Genomic DNA, 5,485 nt, shown 5'->3' with positions numbered 1-5,485 from the left:
CATCGAGGTCAAAGAGGGTGCATCAGACAAAGTTTACGCCGTCGAGCCACGCTTGCGCGATAGTTTCCTTCAAGCGCTTTTTGATCAAGCAAGCCTCGGCGGTTTCGACGGCGATTTTGCGACCACTGAAAATCTTTTGCGTATGCGCCGTTCTCTAAAGCAAAGCGCCGTTGCCGTTCTTGGCGACGTCGTCAACGGTGTCCTCGTGACCGACATCGCCCGACAAGACAATTAACCTGTATGATTAGAGACCACACATGATTTTGATTTTCGCAGCAAGGTTTGGATCTGCATTAACGCTGTCAGCGGCAATTCCATATGCTGTTGATAGCAAATCCTCAGGTGGACAGATTTGATCGATCAAACCAAAATTAAATGCGGTTTCAGCGGTCAATTTTTGACCTCCCATCAAAACCAACTTCGTGCGCGCAGGTCCGATCAGTGCGCACATTCGCGCTGGATCTGAGGGTTGGGGCAAAAACCCAAGTTTCATTACGGGATAGAAGAACTTTGCTTTGGGAACACCAAGCCGGACATCACACGCGAGCGCCATACCCATGGCCCCGCCCGCCAAAGTGCCATTCAGGGCGGCTATCGTTAGGCATCGCAACGCGGCAACTGCTGCGGAAAGCTCCTCCCAGATTGGAGATGTCGCCAATCCCGCACGTGCTTCATCAAGATCAGCACCTGCACTAAAAACTTTGCCATTGCCCGTTAGAACAAAGCCACGTGCATTTTTCGCATCAATCGCAATTTGCGTCAGCTCAGCAAGCATCGGATATGTCAAGGAATTGGCTTTGTCGGGGCGATTTATGGTTACTGTCCAAATGCCGTCGTTCTTCGTGAGATCAATCATGATAGACTAATGCGCGAGCGTATATCATCGTCCCGAAGCGAAATTTCTTGACCTAACCAGCCGTCAGAGTCCTTCGTACACATCCAAAGCAGTGCTTTAGCGGGCCAATCAACTGGAATATGAACATCCCAGTCCAACTGACTAACAGGGTTTACGCCAGACTTTTTGATGTCGCGCTGCATTTGTGTGGCTACTGTCCCAGGCGACATCCCCATAATACGCAGTCCGCGCGCTTGGTTTTCCAAATGGGCACAGCGGGTCAGCATCGCAGCACCCGCCTTTGAGCTACAATAATGCGACCAAGCTTCTATCGGATTATGCGCAGCGCCAGAGCTAACTGTGATAATGGTCCCGCTATGGGCCTCGCGCATCAGAGGTAGCACAGCACGCATTCCATTGAAGACACCCGTCAAATTAATCTCTATCGCTTTCGCCCATTCAGCAGGATCAGCGGTCGATAGATTTGCGATGGGTTCGATAACTCCCGCATTGTTAATCAAAATGTCTACGCTGCCAAAATGGCTCTTTGTTTGGGCAATCGCATTTAATACATCGCTATATTTGCTGACGTCGCACTCTAAGGCCAAGGCACCAACGCCGATCTCAGACGCAATCGCCCCGATTTCCGCACCACTGCGCGCGAGCAAGACAACATTTGCCCCCTCACTTGCAAATATACGTGCGCACGCCGCACCGATCCCACGACTGGCCCCTGTGATTACGACTGTTTTTCCTGCTACATCTGACATCTGATATCTCCTTACCTTCGGGGGATTATCGCCGTCACAATTCACAAACGGCACTTTGGGTTGACGTTGCCCCAAGCGCAGTCAAAGCTGCAAGCCGAATTGTTTCAAAAAGTAATACCTTCATGTCATTCAGGTCCGTCATCTTAGGCACCACTTCTCTGATTTTTCTAGCGAACAACGCCGTGGCAGATGTGACAGCACAGGATATTTGGTCAGATTGGCAAGCTTATATGGCTGGCTTTGGGTATTTAGTGAGTGCGACGGAAACCGTGTCAGGAAGTTCGCTTGAAATCACTGATTTCAAAATGACAGTCCCAATGCCCGAGGATGGTGGCGAATTTGGCGCAACGATGGACCGTATTGATTTTGTCGAAAACTATGATGGCACAGTTGATCTCATTTTCCCAGAACGCATGCCTCTGACCTTCACAGCTCTAGGCCCCGATGGGACGCCTATTTCTGGTGGGCTTGAGTACACGATGCAAAACATGGTGATGCAGGCCAGCGGTGATCCAAGCAAAATAACTTAGAATTACAGTGCAGATCAAATCGGGTTCATTCTGAAAGAACTTATCATCCAAGGTGATACGATTCCGTCAGATGAACTTGAGGTTACGCTCGGCTCAAAAGGCCTGAGCGGACAATCCATAATGGAACCTGGCGCATTGCGTAAATTTACGCAGACCGTGATGTTATCCGAGACCGATTACACAATTAAATATGCGGCCCAAGATAACAAAGATGGCTTTGCGCTAACAGGCACAATGGCTGCGCTAAACTTCAAAAGCGATACACTTATTCCCGCGGTTATTGATCCAGAAGACATGATTGCTACGTTGTCGAACGGTTTCACGCTGGATGGCACCTTCGGATATAACGGTTCTAAAACCGGTTTTTACCTCACCGAAAGTGGCGACACTTTAGAGGGGTCAAGCAGTGCTGAAATCGCCATTCGCATGAACAAAGATTTACTTGAATACTCAGGGACAAGCACTGTTGTGAACTTCAATGTGGCTGGTCAAAAATTCCATTCCCGATCATTGCAGACCTCGGAAAAGTCGCCTTCAACATGATGATTCCAATTGCAAAATCAGATATCCCAAGCGATTTTGCTCTTGGTTTCACATTCAGCGACTTTGTCACTTCTGATACCCTGTGGTCGATGATTGACCCAAGCAATGCGTTGCCACGCAATCCGGCGACCATCTCATTCGATCTTGTCGGCAAAGCCAAGATGCTAATCGATTTTCTTGATCCAAAGCAAATGGAAGCTGTCGAAAAGGGCGACGTAATGCCAGCGGAACTGAACGCCTTGACGTAGCGCAATCTTGTTGTGTCAGCAGCTGGTGCTGAACTTACTGGAACGGGTGATGCGACATTTGATAACACCGACTTAACAAGTTTTAACGGTTTTCCTAAGCCTACAGGCGAGATCGATCTAAAGCTTGTCGGCGGCAACGGCTTGATGGATGGTTTGGTGAAGATGGGCCTGTTGCCACAAGAGCAAGCCATGGGTGCGCGCATGATGATGGGCCTGTTCACGCGCCGCGGTGACGGCGAGGACACTCTTACCACAAAGGTTGAAATAAATGAGCAAGGTCACATCCTCGCGAATGGGCAACGCCTAAAGTAAGTTTCCTAAATTTCCAGCTAAAGGCTGCGTTTAAAAGCGCAGCCTTTTTTCATGCGACCTTGTAACAAAGGGCTCAGCGAGCTACCTCAACATCAATCAGACAGCGGAGCCCAGATGTCCCAAAATCTAGAAGAATTGACACACGCATTGTTGCACGCGGCTAAAAAAGCAGGAGCAGACAGCGCTGATGCAATGGCCGTCAAGGGCACAGCCCTGTCCATCGACGTCCGCAATGGCGTGTTGGAACAAGCCGATCGATCAGAAGGCGTTGATATCGGATTGCGCATTTTGATCGGCCAGCGACAGGCCTGCGTGTCCTCCTCAAACACATCCCAACAAACTATCGAAGCCATGTGCGAACGCGCAGTCGCGATGGCTAAAGAAGCACCCGAGGATCCATTTGTAGGCCTAGCAAACGACTCGATGCTGTCGGATGCTCGTGGCGCAGACGGGCTGGAATTATCAGATACCTCGCCAGAACCTGCCCCCGCAGAGCTACAAGACGATGCAATGCGTGCCGAAGCCGCAGCACTGGACTTTGAGGGCATAAGCCAAGTCCAAGCCGCCAGCGGCGGTTACAGTGCACGCGAAGTTCATATTAGCGCGACCAATGGATTTACGGGTGGATACCAACGCACAGATCGCGCCACATCTTGCGTTGCGATTGCCGGCACAGGCGCACAAATGGAACGCGATTACGACGGTGACAGCCGTATTTTCCAATCCGATTTACGGGACGCGGGCGACATCGGCAAAAGTGCGGCCGAACGCGCTTTGGCACGCATTGGCGCGACCAAACCACCAACCGGTAGCTTTCCGGTTCTATTTGACGAACGCATTTCATCGACCCTCATCGGCCATCTTTTGGCCGCGGTAAACGGTGCATCCATTTCGCGCGGGTCATCATGGTTAAGAGACGCGCTTGGTGAGCAAGTTTTACCTGAGCACCTAAGTCTGATTGAAGACCCGCATCGCCCACGCATTCCAGGATCGCGACTATTTGATGGGGAAGGCTTGCCGACGCAAAAGCGTGCAATCATCCAGAACGGCATTCTTACAGGCTGGACGCTTGATCTTGCCAATGCGCGCAAATTAAACATGGCCTCGTCGTCAAACGCAGCGCGTGGAACTTCTGCGCCGCCCTCACCAAGCAATTGGAATATCGAACTCACCCAAGGGCAGAAATCCCGCGAAGAGCTCATCCATGACATGGGAACAGGGTTGCTCGTAACGTCGATGATCGGCTCGACCATAAGCCCAACGACAGGGGATTATTCTCGCGGCGCGGCAGGGTTCTGGATTGAGAACGGCGAAATCACACATCCCGTCAATGAATGCACGATTGCTGGCAATCTACGTGATATGTTGATGCGCATGACCCCAGCCAACGATGCGCGCCAACACTTGTCACGTGTTGTCCCATCCTTGCTGGTCGAAGGAATGACCCTTGCCGGAAACTGATCTCGATCTGTTAATTGATGCCGCACTCGCATCAGGAAAAATTGCACAGACGTTCTTTCAGAATGCGCCCAAAATTTGGGACAAAGCAGACGGTGCAGGCCCCGTGACAGAAGCAGATTTGGCCGTGAACGCGCTGCTGGAAGAAAAATTGCTAAACGCGCGGCCTAACTATGGGTGGCTTAGCGAAGAATCTGCCGATAATTCATTGCGCCAATCCAAAGAGTTTGTGTTCATCATCGATCCCATCGACGGCACACGCAGTTTCATCGAGGGCGCACGTACTTGGGCGCATTCGCTTGCGGTTGCGCGTCATGGCGTAATCACAGCTGCGGTTGTTCTCCTGCCAATGCGTGATCTGTTGTTTACCGCAGAACTTGGTGGCGGTGCTCGATTGAACAACACACCTATTTCTGCGTCCCGACAGGACGGATATCTTGGATCAAACATTCTTGCAGCAAAACCTGGCCTTGATGCAAAACATTGGGCTGACGGTAAGCCGCCTGTATTCGACCATCACCATCGGCCCTCTCTTGCATATCGTTTGTCCCTTGTCGCCCAAGGAGAATTCGATGCCATGCTTACGCTGCGCCCAAGTTGGGAATGGGATATCGCTGCCGGTGCTTTGATCATCACAGAGGCGGGCGGTACAATATCTGACAAAACAGGTGCGCCGCTTAAGTTTAATTCAACTGATCCTCGCTTAAATGGTGTCGTCGCAGCGGGTCCGTCCCTGCATTCGACGCTTATAGAAGATCTTGCTTACGCTTGACCCGCGCATACGAACCG

General features: G+C 51.1%; 8 protein-coding genes and 1 pseudogene. 7 read left to right on the top strand and 2 right to left on the bottom strand.

Annotation, left to right across the window (positions count from 1 at the left end; translation table 11 throughout):
• Window positions 1–235: pseudogene (locus tag QZ279_RS06320) on the top strand (flagellar basal body-associated protein FliL); the annotation flags it as partial.
• 9 nt (window positions 236–244) lie between these two features.
• On the opposite strand, the gene QZ279_RS06315 reads toward QZ279_RS06320, so the two are convergent.
• Window positions 245–856 carry an enoyl-CoA hydratase/isomerase family protein gene (locus QZ279_RS06315; RefSeq protein ID WP_293449336.1) on the bottom strand — a complete coding sequence of 204 codons (612 nt, stop codon included), beginning with the start codon at window positions 854–856 and terminating at the stop codon, window positions 245–247.
• Window positions 853–1,605, bottom strand: a complete 753-nt coding sequence (locus tag QZ279_RS06310; RefSeq protein WP_293449334.1) for an SDR family oxidoreductase — start codon at window positions 1,603–1,605, stop codon at window positions 853–855. The genes QZ279_RS06315 and QZ279_RS06310 overlap by 4 nt, the downstream gene beginning before the upstream one ends.
• Window positions 1,606–1,727: 122 nt before the next feature.
• Here QZ279_RS06310 and QZ279_RS06305 point away from each other — a divergent pair, with 122 nt between their 5' ends.
• The 6 genes from QZ279_RS06305 to QZ279_RS06280 all read left to right on the top strand — a co-directional run bounded on the left by QZ279_RS06305 (window position 1,728) and on the right by QZ279_RS06280 (window position 5,468).
• Complete coding sequence (locus tag QZ279_RS06305) at window positions 1,728–2,135, top strand: hypothetical protein (RefSeq protein WP_293449332.1); 408 nt, start codon at window positions 1,728–1,730, stop codon at window positions 2,133–2,135.
• A gap of 120 nt (window positions 2,136–2,255) precedes the next feature.
• A complete protein-coding gene (locus tag QZ279_RS06300; protein ID WP_293449330.1) occupies window positions 2,256–2,678 on the top strand; it encodes a hypothetical protein in 423 nt (140 codons plus the stop codon).
• Window positions 2,675–2,926, top strand: coding sequence for a hypothetical protein (locus QZ279_RS06295; protein ID WP_293449328.1), 252 nt, complete (start codon window positions 2,675–2,677; stop codon window positions 2,924–2,926). The genes QZ279_RS06300 and QZ279_RS06295 overlap by 4 nt, the downstream gene beginning before the upstream one ends.
• Window positions 2,927–2,938: 12 nt before the next feature.
• A complete protein-coding gene (locus QZ279_RS06290) occupies window positions 2,939–3,238 on the top strand; it encodes a DUF2125 domain-containing protein (protein WP_293449326.1) in 300 nt (99 codons plus the stop codon).
• Window positions 3,239–3,352: 114 nt separating this feature from the next.
• Window positions 3,353–4,699 carry a TldD/PmbA family protein gene (locus QZ279_RS06285; protein WP_293449325.1) on the top strand — a complete coding sequence of 449 codons (1,347 nt, stop codon included), beginning with the start codon at window positions 3,353–3,355 and terminating at the stop codon, window positions 4,697–4,699.
• Entirely contained in the window at window positions 4,686–5,468 is a 783-nt protein-coding gene (locus QZ279_RS06280; protein WP_293449324.1) for a 3'(2'),5'-bisphosphate nucleotidase CysQ, read from the top strand. The genes QZ279_RS06285 and QZ279_RS06280 overlap by 14 nt, the downstream gene beginning before the upstream one ends.
• Window positions 5,469–5,485 lie beyond the last annotated feature (17 nt).

The organism is Planktotalea sp. (assembly GCF_018607965.1).
Classification (GTDB): domain Bacteria; phylum Pseudomonadota; class Alphaproteobacteria; order Rhodobacterales; family Rhodobacteraceae; genus Planktotalea.
This window is presented reverse-complemented; position numbering and strand designations above follow the sequence as displayed.